This is a genomic window from Legionella sp., from assembly GCF_965140895.1.
Lineage (GTDB): Bacteria > Pseudomonadota > Gammaproteobacteria > Legionellales > Legionellaceae > Legionella.
Genome location: NZ_CBCSKT010000046.1, coordinates 76,596 through 77,042 on the forward strand (window position 1 = coordinate 76,596; position 447 = coordinate 77,042).

Here is a 447-nt window from a genome sequence, read left to right on the forward strand (position 1 = left end):
AACCCCTCCATCCGCGCTAATTACGTTATTACCACTCATGTCCTGAGCGTTTGTGGGTAAAAAACGGTAGGCATTTTTTACTGCATCATCAGCGGCACGAGATTTTCCACAGCCAGAAGGTCCGCCCACAATAACAACTGGCCGTTCTTTTGACCATTTAGGGCCGTCGTAATGTTTTGTTGATGCCTCAGCCACAGCATAGCGGAATTCTCTGCTGTTCATTTCTTCTTCTAAGGCTAATTTATACAGCGTCACCCCTTCCTCGCCTAGCAACGCCGCCATTTTTATGGTCGCACTTTCCGGATCGGTTCCCCTGGTATCTGGCGTGCCGGGCTTGAACTCTGGGAGCTTGCGATTTTCAATGTACTCGATTAGTTGTTTTCTAAAAAAATTAGGATCATGCAAGCCATTTTTTGTTCGCTCCATGCCATGCTTTTCTTTATAAGC

1 pseudogene is annotated in these 447 nt (G+C 46.5%); it reads right to left on the bottom strand.

Annotated elements, in window-relative coordinates:
* A pseudogene (locus ACQY7T_RS06480) lies at window positions 1-426 on the bottom strand (hypothetical protein); the annotation flags it as partial.
* Between the last annotated feature and the right edge of the window lie 21 nt (window positions 427-447).